Annotated in this window: 17 protein-coding genes; 6 read left to right on the top strand and 11 right to left on the bottom strand. The window is 44.9% G+C overall.

The window, feature by feature from the left end:
* Positions 1-14 precede the first annotated feature (14 nt).
* From ABH897_RS12510 to ABH897_RS12470, 9 genes are all read right to left on the bottom strand, one after another.
* Positions 15-1022 carry a phosphotransferase family protein gene (locus ABH897_RS12510; RefSeq protein ID WP_404519951.1) on the bottom strand — a complete coding sequence of 336 codons (1008 nt, stop codon included), beginning with the start codon at positions 1020-1022 and terminating at the stop codon, positions 15-17.
* Between the two features lie 2 nt (positions 1023-1024).
* Complete coding sequence (locus tag ABH897_RS12505; RefSeq protein WP_283655173.1) at positions 1025-1516, bottom strand: 8-oxo-dGTP diphosphatase; 492 nt, start codon at positions 1514-1516, stop codon at positions 1025-1027.
* Between the two features lie 63 nt (positions 1517-1579).
* Entirely contained in the window at positions 1580-2005 is a 426-nt protein-coding gene (locus tag ABH897_RS12500; protein ID WP_283655172.1) for a GNAT family N-acetyltransferase, read from the bottom strand.
* A gap of 194 nt (positions 2006-2199) precedes the next feature.
* Positions 2200-3225: an NAD(P)/FAD-dependent oxidoreductase gene (locus ABH897_RS12495; RefSeq protein ID WP_404519950.1), complete on the bottom strand. Its 1026-nt coding sequence runs from the start codon at positions 3223-3225 to the stop codon at positions 2200-2202.
* Positions 3226-4206, bottom strand: a complete 981-nt coding sequence (locus tag ABH897_RS12490; protein ID WP_404519948.1) for an ABC transporter substrate-binding protein — start codon at positions 4204-4206, stop codon at positions 3226-3228.
* A 95-nt stretch (positions 4207-4301) separates the two neighbouring features.
* A complete protein-coding gene (locus ABH897_RS12485) occupies positions 4302-5945 on the bottom strand; it encodes a helix-turn-helix domain-containing protein (protein WP_404519946.1) in 1644 nt (547 codons plus the stop codon).
* A gap of 175 nt (positions 5946-6120) precedes the next feature.
* Entirely contained in the window at positions 6121-7590 is a 1470-nt protein-coding gene (locus ABH897_RS12480; RefSeq protein WP_404592071.1) for a hypothetical protein, read from the bottom strand.
* Positions 7591-7862: 272 nt separating this feature from the next.
* A complete protein-coding gene (locus tag ABH897_RS12475; RefSeq protein WP_404592069.1) occupies positions 7863-8216 on the bottom strand; it encodes a FlxA-like family protein in 354 nt (117 codons plus the stop codon).
* A gap of 80 nt (positions 8217-8296) precedes the next feature.
* Entirely contained in the window at positions 8297-9133 is an 837-nt protein-coding gene (locus ABH897_RS12470; protein WP_283655166.1) for a hypothetical protein, read from the bottom strand.
* Positions 9134-9396: 263 nt separating this feature from the next.
* On the opposite strand from ABH897_RS12470, the gene ABH897_RS12465 reads away from it, so the two are divergent.
* The 6 genes from ABH897_RS12465 to ABH897_RS12440 all read left to right on the top strand — a co-directional run bounded on the left by ABH897_RS12465 (position 9397) and on the right by ABH897_RS12440 (position 14152).
* Positions 9397-9972: a class I SAM-dependent methyltransferase gene (locus ABH897_RS12465; RefSeq protein ID WP_283655165.1), complete on the top strand. Its 576-nt coding sequence runs from the start codon at positions 9397-9399 to the stop codon at positions 9970-9972.
* Positions 9973-9987: 15 nt separating this feature from the next.
* Entirely contained in the window at positions 9988-10593 is a 606-nt protein-coding gene (locus ABH897_RS12460; protein ID WP_283655164.1) for a DedA family protein, read from the top strand.
* A gap of 621 nt (positions 10594-11214) precedes the next feature.
* Positions 11215-11949 (top strand): SDR family NAD(P)-dependent oxidoreductase, encoded by a 735-nt coding sequence (locus ABH897_RS12455; protein WP_283655163.1) that lies wholly within the window; start codon positions 11215-11217, stop codon positions 11947-11949.
* A 75-nt stretch (positions 11950-12024) separates the two neighbouring features.
* Complete coding sequence (locus ABH897_RS12450) at positions 12025-12624, top strand: NADPH-dependent F420 reductase (protein ID WP_404592067.1); 600 nt, start codon at positions 12025-12027, stop codon at positions 12622-12624.
* A gap of 287 nt (positions 12625-12911) precedes the next feature.
* Positions 12912-13175 (top strand): hypothetical protein, encoded by a 264-nt coding sequence (locus ABH897_RS12445; RefSeq protein WP_404592064.1) that lies wholly within the window; start codon positions 12912-12914, stop codon positions 13173-13175.
* Positions 13176-13597: 422 nt separating this feature from the next.
* Positions 13598-14152: a TetR/AcrR family transcriptional regulator gene (locus ABH897_RS12440; protein ID WP_283655162.1), complete on the top strand. Its 555-nt coding sequence runs from the start codon at positions 13598-13600 to the stop codon at positions 14150-14152.
* A gap of 255 nt (positions 14153-14407) precedes the next feature.
* Here the strand turns inward: ABH897_RS12440 and ABH897_RS12435 are convergent, their stop codons facing one another.
* A complete protein-coding gene (locus ABH897_RS12435) occupies positions 14408-14542 on the bottom strand; it encodes a hypothetical protein (RefSeq protein ID WP_014277671.1) in 135 nt (44 codons plus the stop codon).
* A 614-nt stretch (positions 14543-15156) separates the two neighbouring features.
* Positions 15157-15423 (bottom strand): hypothetical protein, encoded by a 267-nt coding sequence (locus tag ABH897_RS12430; protein WP_283655161.1) that lies wholly within the window; start codon positions 15421-15423, stop codon positions 15157-15159.
* Between the last annotated feature and the right edge of the window lie 573 nt (positions 15424-15996).

Here is a 15996-nt window from a genome sequence, read left to right as displayed (position 1 = left end):
GCAATTCTTCTTGCCTAGTGTTCATATATCTCAATATCCGTGAATTTACGGGCCCAATCTGTAAAAGATTGCTTGTCATCCCAAGTGACCTGCTTCATCGCTTTGGCACAGCCCCAATTTAAAATCTGCTGATGCAGCATATGCACCTGGAAGCGTTCTACAAATCCTTTTTTATCTTCCATCCCTTTCAAGTAAGCTGTAAGAAAACGTCTGGCCAGCTCTTCCTCTCCATTCTCCAGATACATTATGGTTATTTTCGGAAGGTCTGCAACCCCGTCACCAAAATAGGCTGTCGTAAAATCAAAAAGCCCACTGACTCTCCAACCACCATCGCCGTTTTTAACAAGGAAATTTTGCGGTTTAAAATCTCCCATTACAAATGTGTTGGTATCCAGTTGATCGAATGCTTGGCGTGAGCCTTCCAAAATACACTCTACCCATGCTATGTCCTGTGCAGAAATGTCTGAGTATTTTCGGGCATCCTCTAGCCAGTAACGGATACGTCCATATAACCACGCCCGATAAGAGACATCAAAAGAACGAATAGCCAGACTGATTGTATCCAGCTCTCCACTGTTCTCAACCTTCCAGCTATGAAGCTCCAGTAGTACAGTAGCCAGCATTTCAGCCATCTGTTGTTGACCAGGCGGTGTCAGTCTCGCTTGCAGCTCGGGCGTATGTATATGCTGACCGTCTAAACAAGGCATAACAGCATAGCTCCAGCCAAAAATATCCTCGGTTTCATCCACAAGATACGGTGCAGGCACAGGAATTTGGGTCCTTGTATGTAGCTGCTCCACTATAAACTGCTCTTCCACCCATTGCCCTTGAAAAAGCGGGTTGCCCTTCAATACAAATTGTCCAGCCGTCGAAGAAATATAGAGGGTTTGTCCCATGACGCCTTCTGCCGTTTTCCCCGAAGATCGCAGGCGACCCAGATTGAAACGATCCAGCATCCTCTGTAATTGATCATCTGCTACCTCCCCCAACCGGTTAGAGGAAAAATAAATGGTCGTCGTCATCTCTACACCCCATAGTTTTTGACCGTTGCTTCCAAAGTTTCATTCGTGTCCTGTATCCACACCTGGCTCACCTCAAAGGTTCCGGGAGCGAAAAACAATGGGAATCTCTGTTTAAACCAATCCTGCATCGGCAGATCGAGCGCTTCCTCCATATCCACCCATAGCAGTTCTCCTTCTGGAGGATTTTTTAGCAGCTCCCCTTCACTCGCAGTAGCCAAATAGTTAAATACCATGTATCTTAACCCTTTGCTAGGGTCACAAAATTCGTCAATTCCTTTAAATACAATTTCCGTTACGGTTAATCCTGTTTCTTCCTTCACTTCACGAATGGCCCCATTCACAATGCTCTCTGGAAATTCTACTTTCCCTCCTGGCGCGATGTAACCTGGAAAGCCCTTTTTATCCGGTCTGTTGAGGAGCAGTACCTTGGTTCCATCCTGAATCATGCACATGGTATATATTTTGTGTGTTACTTCCGTCGTCAATCCGATCATACCTTTCTTTATCCCTATTCTTTATAGTATAACTCCCTTTAGCCGCATATATTAGAGTCCTCGCTAGATGTTTTTCTTATAATAATAGTGCTTAAAGCCTCGGGGGGCATCATCAATGACGCCGATCACTTCGTACCCATACTTTTCATAAAAATCGGGTGCTTGAAAAGTAAATGTGTTGAGTTGTATAAAGGTACACCCTTTATCTTTGGCGATTTGTTCGATCTCACCAAGCAATTGTGAACCATAGCCCTTCCCTCTGTAGCTCTGATCTATCCACAAAATATCTACCTCCACCCAGTTCCAGCACAGCACACTTAAAAGACCACCGATCACCTGACCATCGTCGTTTTTGAGGGTAAGATTGATCTCCTCATATCGGGTTTGGATATCTTCAGGTATGTGTTTTGCGTTAAATTCAATCAGTTTGTTCCTGACAAATCGCGCTTCATCCTTACTGCTTCGACTCATTTGAGGTTCCAGCGTCATGGCATAAATCCTCCAATTTAAAATTAAAATTTATAATCGCTTGAAATAAGATTTTCACGTTAAGCTTCATCGTAGTTACTGTTTTATATTGTATAAATATTTCCATGTAAAGTCACCTTCTCATTTTTCTTATTACACCAAAAAGATCACAGTAATGATTCGAGAAAAATCTCGTCAATTACTGTGATCTCTTATCAACCTTGTAAGATCGCTTTATTTTTTCCAAAGAAGGCAGAATGATGAGACGAAACACCAGCCATATCTAAAGCGGTTGGTTCCAGATAGAGCTTAGCACTATTTACGGCTAATACGGCATCATTAAATGCTCCTGCAATTAAACGAACCTTACTGCCATAGGTGATAAAGTCTCCAGCCCCAAAGATTCCCGGAATGCTTGTACGCATTCGAGCATCAACAGAGACACCATAATCTTCCCTGTCTAGTCCCCATTTCAATACATCACCAAAATCACGATCAAATCCATGACTGACTACAACTTCATCTACTTCAACCTGCTCTATAGCACCGGTCTTGATATGCTTGAGAGACACGCTTTGAATAGAATCCCCCGTACCATATAAGCAATCTATCATGTACGGTGTCATGACCTTAGCGGATGCTTTCATTTGGGCTACAGGCAGTTCATGTGCAGTAAATTCATCTCGTCTATGAGCCACAATAACTTCTTTGGCCAGCTTTACCATTTCATTCGCCCAATCAACCGCAGAATCTCCGCCCCCTGAAATCAGAACTCGCTTATCTTTAAATCTGGACAAATCTGTAATCACGTAATGAAGGTTCGTCAATTCATACCGATTGGCCCCTTCAACATCCAGCTTTTGAACTTGTGTCATTCCTCTTCCAGCACATAATAATATAGTACGTGTGTAGTGGCATTCACCCGTTTTTGATGTCAGTACAAAGACATCATCATGACGTTCAAAATGTGCGATTTCCTGACCTAACACAATGGTGGGATCAAATGTTTTCGCTTGTCTCTCCAAAGCATCAATTAATCTTTCACATCGTATCGGACCTACTCCGCCCACATCCCAGACTAATTTCTCAGGATATGTACGCATAAATCCGCCTAGCTCCTGTTTAGCGTCAATTAATTTGGTACGCATCGCTCTCATTCCACTATAAAAAGCAGCATACATACCAGCAGGGCCGCCGCCAATAATGGTGATATCGTAAATATCCCGTTGCTCTGTATTCATTTAAGGCACCAACTTTTCTACGATATAGTCAATAAGCAGACTTGATCCAATTGGACCTTCACCTTCAACAAAATCACTTGTTTTTAGTGGAAATACATGATTATTTTTAACAGCGTCCATGTTCTTCCATAACGGACTTTCTTCCAAACTTTTCAGTGAATCTGCACTATTATAATTTTGTATCATTCTTTTCTCAAGGAAAACAAAATCCGGTTTGATTTCAGGTAAAATCTCTAGTGAAAATGGTGTAAACCAGTCTTTTGAGTCTTTAAATATATCAGGGATTTTTAGCCCAAGTGTTTTATAAAAGAATTCACTGCTCTCGCCAGCTTGTGATCCTAAATAACGGTATTGTTTTGGGTCTACTCGAAGAATAAGCACCGTTTTATTCCCGATAGCTTGATGAATTTTTTCTCTCGCCCTTGTCGCCTTCTCACTAAATTCAGCTAATACCTTTTCGGATTCTATCTTCTTATCGAAGAGGTCTGCTAATTTGGGCATTGCGTCATACATGCCACTACCTGCCTGTAAAGCAATAGTTGGAGCAATCCTGGATACCTTTTCATATACTTGTGCATCCATCCCCTCTCCTTGTGTGATAATCAAATCCGGCGATAAATTAAGCAATTTTTCATAATTCATTTGATACTGTTGCTCTTGAATCATTTTAACTCCATGCTTTTCAAAATATGGCAGACGATAAGCCGGTTCTATTTCGGGAACAAATGAAACCATTTGTGGCGTAATTCCCATTTCAATTAAATACTCTGCATATTTGGAACTCATAACAAGCATATTTTTCGGATGAGATGGGATCGTCACATCTCCAAAAGCATCCTTCACGACTCTTGTTCCACTGCTCTCCTGATTCTCTACGGAAGAAGCCGCTTCCTTCTGATTTGATGCATTGGAACACGCTGCTAATACGAAGGTAAAAGCTAACAGTACGGTTCCCAATCGTATCATCGCCCGTTTTGACATGATGGCCCTCTCTTCTGTTGATAATAATTATCATTATCAAAGATTATCAAATAAGAAGATATCCTTCCATAGCTAACAGTGCGTATTGAAGTGGATTATTGTGCTCTATTATTTGGTGAATCCATTAAACTGCTCACGATTTGATCCATAATCATCGTATACCCAACAACTCCACTACCATCCACCCACAGACTCGTATCTATAAAGAACACCCGATGATCTTTAACTGCTCTTACATTTTCCCACTGACTGCTCTCCATGAGTTTCTTCATATTTTCCTCTGCGCTGAAATTCTCCATCACACGTTTCTCCACAAATAGATAGTCAGGATTAGCCATAAGCAGTTGCTCAAGGGAACATGGATTAAACCAGGCTTCTCCCGCCTTTAGCGGTTCTGGGAGTGATAGTCCTAACTTCTGATACAGCAATTGAGATACCTCGCTTGAATATCCCCCAAGATATCGATATCCAAAGGGTTCTACTCTTAGAACCATGACTGTAGCAGAGGATTCTACTATTCTTTTTAATTGTTTTCTTGCTGCTCTCACTACTTCTTCCATTTGAGCCTGGAGCTTTTCTGCTGCTGCCTTTTTATTAAATAAGGCTGCAAATTGATCAAGCAAAACATCCAAATTGATGGTAAGACCTGTGATAATGGGTGCGATTGTGCGCAATTTCTTCTTTATATCTTCCGTTAACAGATGTCCAATAATCAGCTCCGGCTTCTTTTGTTGAATTAAAGTTATATTCATATCGTATTGTGGTACTTCCAGCAATTCTACTTGATGTTTCTCAAATAATTGCCGTTGATGCTGTGGTAATAGCAGGGGGGTGACCATAACCGCATATGGTATGATGCCTAATTCAATTAAAACGTCAGCACAAAGCGGTGATATCGATAAAATTTTGCGTTGCTCCAAGGTTCGAACATAATTTCTTGGCGACACACCTGTAAAATGTTTGAAGCGGCGGCTAAAATAATGAGCATCCTCAAAACCTACTTTTTTAGCAATCTCTTGAGATTTCGCTGAAGTTAATAACAGCTCTTCTTGTGCGCGATAAATCCTGTATTTCGCTAGATACTCTAGAGGAGGTTGGCCACATAATTCACTAAATTTCCGAGAATAATGCCACTGACTTATGCCTGCCATCTGTGCTAATTGCTCACGTGTAATCACTTCATCGTAATGTTCTTGCATATAGGTGATTGAACGTATAATTCCATTTTCAGTGGTCTGCTGCTCAGTTGGCTGTTTATGATATAAATTCTTCAATAATCCATACAAAAGATGTTGATTCTCAACCATCATCTCACTAATTCCATCACAAACTTGTTCTTCACTCAAACGGTCACGTATACTCGCTAAAAAACCGCGGGTTAACTGCACTTTTTGATAGGCTTCCCCGGTAGGTACATGCCATTCAAATTTCATGATTTCTCGTTCTTGGTGGAAAGAATACGTATCAAACTGAATTTTCCAGCCAGCCAGATCAAGATTCCCACCCTCTAGAACCTCAATCAACGATCCCTTTTCGATTGCAATCAAATACCCAAATGCAACATGGACATGCTGCCCATTAATATTCCAAACCGCTTGCCCGTCTGTAATGAGAATCAGTGCATGGCTAAGAAAATAATGTATTTCTCCTACGGTAAGCCATTTATCAGTTAACGGCTGAGTTGACTCCCATTTCGCAATCCATGCGTTCTCATTTGGTTGTGCTTGTACTCGAGTCAATATTGTTAATCTCCTGTTCCTGCAAATATAAATGATTATGTCAACGATTTTAAGATGAATGCTCTTATTATTTAAAACAAATACGCCCATGCACGGAAGAATCCAACATGGGCTTTAGCTATTTTAACACAATCTTTTTTATAGATTCAACTAACAGCTCTATCAAACGAGCTACTTATGAGGCACTGACTGGAGTCAGCTTGCCGCCGCCAGACAAAGTAATGGTCTCCCCATTCAACCAGCTATTTGCACTCGCACTTGCATCATAATAGATGGTGTGTCCGTTATCCACGATGTTTGAGAGCTTAATGTCGCTGTCTGTCAAAGAGGTTAGATAGGAATCCGCTGTAACGACCCATTTGCTCGTTTTGTCCAAGGTTAAAGTAACCGATTTAGCTGTGTTTTCCGAATTTATAGAACCTTTCAGGGTTGTCTTGTTTTTCAGATTAGCTGTAATGGAACTGATTTTATCCGCAGTGATGCTGCCTGGCAATGTTTGGTTATCTGCGTTCAGTGTCACATTCGCCCCGTTTGAACCTGTGGTTCCCCACTTGTCAGCAGCAGCGTTCAGCAATACTTCTGTATTTCCTTTTAATTTGGCCCCTTTCAGGTTAACCACAGCTTCTGTATTGGTAGAATAGAAGATCGGACCCGCCTTAGCCGTCAATGTACCATCATTCATCGTAAAGACGCTGGTTCCGACCTCGGCATCGCCCGAAAAGCTTTGATACAGCATGACGCCACGATCTACATCTCCAGACAGGCTGGTGTTATTGACCGTAATGCTGTTTCTACCCTCAATGACAGCCGCTTCCGATCCGGTTGCTTTCAAATCCGAATTGGATACAGTAATCGTACCTGTCGAATAGATGCCTGGGGAACCTTTTCCTGTTGTTTTGCCCGTTGCTTTGGTCACATTAATCGTACCGTTGCCCCGGTCTGTCGCAATAGCGGCGGAATGCTCACCAGCCGTTTGGATTTTGACATTCGTTGCATGAACCGTCCCCTTCAAGGTAGCATCCAGTCCACGCGAGGAGTCGGCGCTAGTTTGAATGGTAACATCTTTTACATTAATGGTAGAGCCTTCTCCTGTTGCAAACACCGCATTGGCTCCGTTGGCATCCGTTTTAATAGTGGAATCCGACAACTGGATGGTGCTGGCAGAAGCAGCTAAAACCCCGGCGTTCAGGCCGTAAAAGTTACTGTAATCGTCCGATGAGGTAGCGCCTTTTTTAGTCAGAGTGGACTTAGAAAGTGTTAATTTTCCACTGTCAGTTACTTTGACAATCGACTGATCTGCCTGATCCGCAGCAATCGTCTGCTTGGACAGGGTTACACTTTTACCGCTTTGTGTGTATTTTGCTGTTCCGTTATCTGTATAGCTGTCCGAGCCTTCACCCGGTTGTCCGCTGGGTGGCTCGCCATCCGGAGGCGTTCCTTCCGGTGGGGCTTCTACGATTGCGCTAGTACCTGTGGTACTGGTGTCAATGGAAGTTAGTGTAGCGGAATCCTCTTGAGTGGCAGTTACAGATGATGCAGTAGAAGCAGCGGTCGTCCCGTCCGTCGATGAGCGGGCATAAGCATACGATGCAGTAATGGAAGCCAGCAGTACAGCCGTAGCGATTACATTCAATTTCTTTTTCATAAAATCCATCCCTTTTCACAAAGTATAGTTTGGTGAAACCTGTATGCATGGACTTGATGGTCCTACAAGGTGTCAGGAAGCTTCTAAGGAGTGAATTGCTTGTCCTTATCAGCTACAAACTCATCTTAGAACACTAGATTGAAAATAAAATGAGTGTTTACTGAAGGTTTGCTGAATGCTAAAAAAACAGGCCCTCCGGTGAGGCGGAGAGCCTGCTAACTGCTGTCTTCTGTTATCTATTGTCTTCCGTAAAATGAGAAGAGAAGGTTTGATTAGATTGAAATATCCAATGACTTCCCAACGCCCGTAATGTCGCTGCTGTTAGCAGTGTTGACACGAGTTGTTTCTGTGTTGTTCGCAGCTGGCTTTTCCACTTTCTGAGTTGAAGTACCGCTGGTTTGAGAACTTTGCTGGGCAATCTGCGCTTCAATTTGTTTAATTTGCTGCTGAAGCTGCTTCATTTTCGTTTCTTTTGTATCTTTATTATCCTTACTTTGCTGTACCTTGTTGTACTCCGCTTCAAGTTGAGCTTTTTGCTTTTCCAGACTAGCTGTATCATTGGTACTCGATGAAGATGAGGTGCTTGCAATAGATATAGAACTGCTGGATGTCGATGAAATGTTCATAAAAGATTCCGCCTTTATAATAGTATGTGTTTACAGTTGTGGGCTAACTATACTCTAAGTAATGGTATTGCAAAGTATGACTATGAAGATGATGAAACAGATTGTTCAAAAACTTTAGCGATTTTATCAAATAAAGCCGATATTTCCTCATCTGTCGCATTCGATTCGTCCGTACTGCCCCATGCGTTTTTTAATGCAGACAACAGATCCGTTGCTTGATCATCCTCTGAAGACGTCGAGCCGGACACCAGACTGGAACTCAAAATACTTTGCAAGTCACTCAGGAGAGATCTTTTTTCATCTACGGTAAGTTCCTTGTCAGATGTAGTGCTGTTGTCCTCTTGGTTGGAGGTCTCTTGGATATTCCATGCGAACGGAGGCATAATTCCACCCATCGCTTGCATCATAGGAGGTAGACCGCTGCTATTGACTTCCGACTGGAATGAGTCATCTTTGGGCGGCGGTGCAGGCCGATTATTCTGGATCGTTTCTGCTACTTTATCGAATAGATCCGATACTTCCTCATCCGTTATCGTCGAAATATCCCGATTGGATAATAACTCGGTAACCGAAGCCAGCGGGTTCTTGGTGTTGCTTCTAGTAGGTTCATCTGTTTCAGATAAGGCGCTTGAGGAGGTCAGGTAGCTTTGCAGCTCGGATAATAACGTTTTCTGTTGATCCGTAGTCAACGTAAGCTTATCCTGGTCGTATTTGTAATCATAACTGTAATTTTCCGTAGGAAGCGAGGTTTGCATTCCACCCGCATATTCCATAAATTCCGTGCTCAATTCGAGTGAATCACTCGATTTCTTGTGTGTGGTGTTACCTGTGTTATTTAATCCAGTCTCGTTGGACTTCACCGTATTCGAGGTATCATAGGAAGTCGTGATCAGATGCCTGTTAATGGATAGTGACAAAGTAGATCCCCTCTCAGTGTACATCATTTTTTTAGTTGCCCCCCCTCTTTCATCGGTAGCGAAACTGAATGCAACCTGAAGATACGCTGAATGATAACTGAATAATTTCCCCACTGCTTCCTAGACTATAGTCAAGGAAAATCCCCGTCTCAGGACGGGGATATGAACCCTACTCCAGACAGGAGCAAGCAAAGGTATAATTTGTTACTCTTAGCAGAGAATAAACGAACGTATTCAGAAAATCGAAAGTAGGGGAACGGTTCATGATCCGTATTAGTCATTTGGTTCAAGAGAGATTTCTGTTTTTATTTAAATTTTTGCATTCGCCAGCCTATGTGGGTAGTGTAACACCAAGCTCCAGATTTCTAGCTAAAAAAATGATCGAATCCATTCCATGGAGTGAAATTCATAGTGTTGCCGAGCTTGGTGCTGGTACCGGGGCAATCACTCAATACATTCCATCTGCTGCAAGGGAACAAACCAAGGTACTGCTTTTTGAGAAGGATCAGACAATGCGACGAGATTTAAAAAAGAGATTTCCAAATTATCTTTGTTACTCCGACTCCCTTGAGCTTCAACGTGCTATGCAAAATGCCGAAATTGAACAGCTTGACTGCATTATAAGCGGGCTGCCATTTTTTAATTTCCCCCAAGCGATGCGAGATCAAATTGTAGAACAGATTCACCTATCGCTCAAGGATCAGGGAATGTTTGTCGCCTTTCAATATTCCAAGCAAATGAAACAGCAATTAGAGGAATGGTTTGATATTGAGGAAATCAAGTTTGTGCCTATGAACATTCCACCTGCGTTCGTCTATGTATGCCGGAAGAAAGCATGATTAGGGGGAGTGATTATGGACGTTGAACATTTAATTTCCATCATCGAACAGTATGGCTATGCGGCATTATTTTTTTCCCTATGGCTCGGGATCGTTGGGCTACCCATTCCAGACGAAGTGATTGTGATGACTGGCGGGGCTGTAACCAGCATGGGAATACTTCAACCGTTACTCGCCTTTTTCATCGTATATCTAGGGGTTATATCGGGCTTGTCCTTAGGCTACGTATTGGGAAGATTCTTGGGCACAACCGTTCTGGATCGTTTACGACGAAAAAAGAAAATGGACAAGTACATTACATTTTCGGAAAATTTGGTACATAAGTATGGCAATTTCACCATTTGCATTAGTTATTTCCTGCCGATTGTCCGTCACATCATCCCTTATATTGTCGGAATCAATAAAATGAGCTTCAAGCGTTATGCTCTGTTCTCTTACTCAACAGGCTTGATCTGGACGCTAATCTTCTTTTTACTCGGACATTTCTTCGGCGATCATGTACAAACAGCAGGAGAACTCATACATCGTTATGGCTTACAGATCGCATTGCTTCTCATGGTACTGGCCATACTATTTTTTATAATGAAATATGTTTGGGGGAAGAGAACAACTGAGGAGTAAAGGTTGCTCATGTTCGGCATTCTGGCTTTACTTACCTACATGAAAAAGAAATAGACCGCCCTGACTAAGGAAAACGGTCTATTTCCGACCTTATCTTACGCGGCCGACTGCTCTTTATGCAGTTGTTGTATGCTGAAGCCGTGTTAGCGCACGGCTCCTTACTTATTCTTACCTCATTATAACCGATTTTATAACGTAATTACAGCTATAAAGTCAAATCATAATAATAAAATTCCGGCCAAACTTCTCCTCAAGGATCACTTGGAGAGTTGCGTTGTGGACGCTGTACACCACGGAAATCAAGAAAAGGTACTGTCCGATCTAAATAAAGCGATAATTACATTCGATAGGAAGTGGTTGCTTTGGCAAATGATCTAACGATAAATGACACCACTAACCGGGTGGTGTCATCTACGCTGGTACTACCCCAAGTAGATGACTGCAATTTTTCCTGGCGTCAGCTCGCATGGTTGCCTTGACAAACGGATCAGTGATCCATTATAATTGGATCACTGATCCGAATACAGTAATCGGTGACTGGATCAGTGAAATCCATAAGATACAGCAATCTGTGCAAATGGGCCAGAGATGCTGTCCAACACAACGAAAGGGTGAAAATTCATGGGAAAGCTTGAAGGTAAGGTTGCAGTCATCACGGGGGGCGCTACCGGCATCGGTCGCGCCGCAGCAAAGCGATTCATCGAGGAGGGCGCCTTCGTCTTCATCTTCGGCCGCAGGCAGGAAGCGCTCGACGCCGCTGTGGCCGACCTTGGGCCCAATGCCCGCGCGGTGAAGGGCTCGGTCTCCGATCTGGCCGACCTCGACCGACTCTACGCGGCGGTGAAGTCCGAGCGCGGAACTCTCGACATCGTCTTCGCCAATGCCGGGGCGGGAAGCCAGCTTCCGCTCGGCGAGATCACCGCTGAGCACATTGACGAAATCTTCGACACCAATGTGAAGGGTTCGATCTTCACGGTCCAGAAGGCGCTACCGCTGATGGGCCAGGGCGGTTCGATCATCCTAACGGGATCGAGCGCTGGCACCACGGGCGCCCCGGCAATGAGCGCCTACAGCGCGAGTAAGGCGGCAGTGCGCAACCTCGCGCGGACCTGGGCGGAGGACCTGAAGGGCACCGGCATCCGGGTAAACGTGCTGTCGCCCGGAGCGACGGCAACCGAGCTCGCGAAGGAATCGCTAGGCGAGGAGGGCCAAAAAGTCTTCGCTTCGATGACTCCGCTCCAGCGCATGGCTGATCCGGCGGAGATTGGGGCGGTGGCCGCCTTTCTCGCATCATCGGACAGCAGCTTCATGACCGCCAGCGAGGTCGCCGTCGACGGCGGTCTAGCGCAAATCTGACACGCTACGCCCGGCCGGTCACTCCATTCGATATTCGGAGCCCGTAGGGCGTGGTAAACCAAAGGAGAAGAATATATGAGCTACGCAATTATTGGCTTCGGCAAGATCGGCCAGGCTCTTGCTAAGGCGTTTGCCCGAAGCGGCATCGAAGTATCCGTTGCAACCACTCGCGACCCGGAAAGCTTTGCATCCGCTGCGGCCGCGATCGGACCAGAGATCATTCCCAAAAAATTGGCGGACGCCGTCAAGGCGGACATCATCTTTTTGGCTGTCCGTTTCGAGTCGCACCCGGATGTCGCGAAGGCGCTCCCCACCTGGCAGGGGAAGACCATCGTCGATGTGACCAATGCCTACGGTGTGCCCCCTGAGGAACTGGGAGGACAGCCTTCTTCCAAGTTCGTCGCGCAGGCCTTCACTGGTGGACGATTGGTCAAGGGCTTCAACCATTTGGTGGCTGCCGTCCTTGACCAAGATCCGGCCGTTCATGGTGGCAGGAGAGTCGTGTTCCTGGCGAGCGACGATGACGGCGCAGCAGCGGAGATTGGTGCGCTTGCGGAAAATCTCGGTTTCGCGCCGATCAAACTTGGCGAGCTTTCGGAAGGCGGACTGCTTGTGCAGGCGCGAGGAAATAGCTGGGGTCAACTGATCTTTAAGGATTTGGTCAAGCTCGACTGATGAATCGTGATCGCAAATTCCGATGCAATCCTGCCTCGTGGACAAAGGGCAGCCACAGTTTGATTGAAGCGAGGGCGACGCCGGTAGACAGACGCTTGCCGATCATCTGGCGTGTGCGCGCTTGTGGGTCTGTCTGACGTCCTACTCGGGGAGCTGACGGGCCATGGCACTCCTGCTTGCGCACCTGATCGGGCGTGAGGGTCGGGCTAAGGCGCTGCGCAGCTCACGCCTAGACGGTTTGAACGCCGAGACGATGAAGCTTCGGTCGTGGCCTGCACCCGTCGCGCTTGCAGCTGGCTCGATGGTATGAAATCAAAAAATTCAAGCAGATCGTAGAATCGACGAAAAACCGCAACATACCTAGACCACCTATTACCAACGCATCTACTCCCAATACTGTTGGTGCATCTTTCGGGGTTTTTAAAACAAATTTACCTGCATCCGACTGGAACACCATCCGTGAACAAGTGCGAAATGATGTAATTGGACAAAAGTTGAAAGGCTATGACGACCAAGGAAGAAATGATGGAGATACTGACGAGGAAGATTGAATTTGATATAATGATAATGCAGCACATTGGAGTTGATATTGGATCATGGCTGGCTCCTTAGGGATTCGGCCTGCCCTCGATTCATAATAAAAGCCTGGCTTCTGGTTTACCACATGCTAGCCTTCGGTATTCTTAAGGGATAATGTTACGTAAGCAATACTAACGTTTCAATTTCGCTTGGCTGGGAAGAAATGAGAGATCACTGATCAATACCGATTAGAAGAACAGTTAAGATCCATTCTCTTTGATACTGAAAGACATATTAGCTTTCGATGGAATGTCCCAAAAACAAATCTTTTTGTGGTTTTTACAGATCAAGTTATAACTAGGCGTATGCCGAGAAAAGTCGCGTACCGGGAACGCAGGGAAAATCAACGCCTGATCGTGACAGTAAGCTTTCGCTATTTGAGTGGGGTGAAAACATGATGCGAGCCGACGCCAGAAAAAATTACAGTCATCTACTTGCAGTCGCGCGTGACGTCGTCGCCGAGCATGGTGTCGATGCGTCCATGCGAGATATCGCCCGCCGGGCCGACGTCGGGTTGGCCACATTGCTTCGTCATTTCCCGACGCGGGAAGCCTTGTTCGAAGCGTTGCTGCGTACGAATCTGGAGGCACTGACGCAGAAGGCAGGCGAACTCGAAACGTCGAATCCACCTGACGAAGCGCTCGTGTCCTGGGTTCGCGAACAGGTGGCTTTCGTCCAAAGCTATAGCGGCGTTGTCGCCTTGATGGCGAGCGCCCACGCGGACCCGGACTCCGCGCTTTACGCTACATGCGCAGCGGTGCACTCAGCGGGCGAGCGACTATTGCTCCGAGCTCAGACCGAGGGAACGGCGCGCGCCGATATGAATGGGGACGACTTGTTCGCCCTGATATCGGCGCTCGGCTGGCTTGTCGGCCAACCTTCATTCGCGCCACGGACCGATCATCTCTTCAATGTTATCACGAGCGCCATCTATGCTACCGGAAAATAGCACCCTCCCTGGAGGCCTTAGAGTCTTTCATTGTCGAAATGAAAAGCAAATTTAAACCTGAATAATGTCCTGCAGTTGGGGGCATGCCTCCTTCAGATCGATGCATAAATAAAATCCCGCCAGTACTGGCGGGATTTTATTTTGCTAGGACGAAGCGCCATATTATTATAGCTGAATTGAATCTTTACTTGCGTAATTTTCGGTTGCGTCTGCGATACTTTGTGTTTCGCTTTAAACTTCTTCTTGATTGCATGTTTAAATCGGGTGGACACAGAGGCAGCTGCAGGCGAATTCAACCGTTTCTTTCGCACCCTGGAAACCCTTGGACCAAGGAATCCCCTTTCCCCATTCGACTACGTGATTCACCATCTCCATCCATTGTTGTTGCATTTGTATTCCTCCTCATTATGATTTTGTTACAATATTCTTTTGTCAAAATCTTTAAAGACTCCTAACAGAGATGCGAGAATTTTAAATTTTTTGATGAATCATATCGTATCCTTCCTTATAAGCACCTCCGATTCTGTATATTCCAGGATTCCATCGCTACTGTGTCTAACCATTCAGGAGCCTGTTTTTCCCGTTATCTAAATAAAGTGAAAAGTTCAAAGTTTACTCTAAAAATCTCAAAAAATATGAGTACCGCAAAAAATTAGGCAGAACTGGCCAACGTGTTACGCGGGGAGCTCGCAGGCTTGGAGGCTTGATCGAGTCATTTTATGCCTATCGAGCGAACCGGTTGGATTATTTAGCTGCCTCTCGATTCGTCCAAGGCAGGTACGTGCACCTTCCCGGGTTAACCATTGCCCCACCAGGGACAATAGTTGCTACAGGGTCTAAATTTTTTCTGGGAGGGATAAGTCCGGCAATCGTTTCGTTGTCTTTTCAAAAAGAAAAGGCCCTCTTCAATTCGAAGAGGGCCTCTTACCAGTATCAAAACGTTTCGTTTATTATCCATTCCTTGCTTACATTAATCTATCAGCATTGGAGTACCTTCTATTGGTTTAATTAGTATTATCGATCAGCTGCTTGGCTGCATCTACCGTGGGAAGCTCAATAGAGCGTTTCGTACCAAAGTCTACCCTATAGCCATCCTCCATTCCATACTGCAAAATAGAGTAGCCCTTATGCTCCTCGATCTTCGTATAGGGATCCGGAGTAGCCAGGGAAAAGGAACGTAGCATCAGCAATTTTATCACCGCTGGCCAATTCCACGTCGGCCGTCCCGAGTTGAGACACTTCTTAAATGTTCCCCAGAAATTCAGACTCATCGGTAATTTCGCCTACTTCAGATAAAACGACTTTATCCTTTGGGGGATACTGCTGCAGTAGTTAATACGCGTTGTAGGGGTTTACGTGATATGCATTTATCTAGGGATGGGAATCGCTGGCGTATGGCTTTCGGTTGCTATTGACTTACTCATGCGTGCCGTTTTCTTGCTGTTGCGTTTCAAACGAATATTTCGGCCCCCCCCTTGGATCAAACAATCACGGTTCGTGATTCATGATTTAACTTGGAATTCCTCAAATTTAACATTTTTATCCAAATGCTTGCGGGTGGTGTCAGCTACGCTGGTACTACCCCTAATCTTCATTTACAAATAAATCATTCAATATCCATGATCTTTCCATCGAGATAGAAGAAAACGAAGGATATAATTGTGTGAATCCAATCAATTTATCTTCTTCTGCATCCTTTATGATAAAGATGACAGATTCCATTGCGACAAAACGCTCGCGCTCCCTCGATATCCGATTCAGTTTATAAAATATTCGGTATTAATCAAACAATTCTGCGATTTTATCCAGCTTTTCAATGGTAGCTTGTCTGACAAAAAATCTGT

The organism is Paenibacillus sp. RC73 (genome assembly GCF_044908085.1).
Taxonomy (GTDB): Bacteria; Bacillota; Bacilli; order Paenibacillales; family Paenibacillaceae; genus Paenibacillus; species Paenibacillus terrae_A.
This window is presented reverse-complemented; position numbering and strand designations above follow the sequence as displayed.

Excerpts from the sequence above, each read along its gene's own strand:
- ABH897_RS12510 (WP_404519951.1), bottom strand. The coding sequence starts at position 1,022 with ATGACGACGACCATTTATTTTTCCTCTAACCGGTTGGGGGAGGTAGCA.
- ABH897_RS12505 (WP_283655173.1), bottom strand. The coding sequence starts at position 1,516 with ATGATCGGATTGACGACGGAAGTAACACACAAAATATATACCATGTGC.
- ABH897_RS12500 (WP_283655172.1), bottom strand. The coding sequence starts at position 2,005 with ATGACGCTGGAACCTCAAATGAGTCGAAGCAGTAAGGATGAAGCGCGA.
- ABH897_RS12495 (WP_404519950.1), bottom strand. The coding sequence starts at position 3,225 with ATGAATACAGAGCAACGGGATATTTACGATATCACCATTATTGGCGGC.
- ABH897_RS12490 (WP_404519948.1), bottom strand. The coding sequence starts at position 4,206 with ATGTCAAAACGGGCGATGATACGATTGGGAACCGTACTGTTAGCTTTT.
- ABH897_RS12480 (WP_404592071.1), bottom strand. The coding sequence starts at position 7,590 with ATGAAAAAGAAATTGAATGTAATCGCTACGGCTGTACTGCTGGCTTCC.
- ABH897_RS12475 (WP_404592069.1), bottom strand. The coding sequence starts at position 8,216 with ATGAACATTTCATCGACATCCAGCAGTTCTATATCTATTGCAAGCACC.
- ABH897_RS12465 (WP_283655165.1), top strand. The coding sequence starts at position 9,397 with ATGATCCGTATTAGTCATTTGGTTCAAGAGAGATTTCTGTTTTTATTT.
- ABH897_RS12460 (WP_283655164.1), top strand. The coding sequence starts at position 9,988 with ATGGACGTTGAACATTTAATTTCCATCATCGAACAGTATGGCTATGCG.
- ABH897_RS12455 (WP_283655163.1), top strand. The coding sequence starts at position 11,215 with ATGGGAAAGCTTGAAGGTAAGGTTGCAGTCATCACGGGGGGCGCTACC.
- ABH897_RS12450 (WP_404592067.1), top strand. The coding sequence starts at position 12,025 with ATGAGCTACGCAATTATTGGCTTCGGCAAGATCGGCCAGGCTCTTGCT.
- ABH897_RS12440 (WP_283655162.1), top strand. The coding sequence starts at position 13,598 with ATGATGCGAGCCGACGCCAGAAAAAATTACAGTCATCTACTTGCAGTC.
- ABH897_RS12435 (WP_014277671.1), bottom strand. The coding sequence starts at position 14,542 with ATGCAACAACAATGGATGGAGATGGTGAATCACGTAGTCGAATGGGGA.
- ABH897_RS12430 (WP_283655161.1), bottom strand. The coding sequence starts at position 15,423 with ATGAGTCTGAATTTCTGGGGAACATTTAAGAAGTGTCTCAACTCGGGA.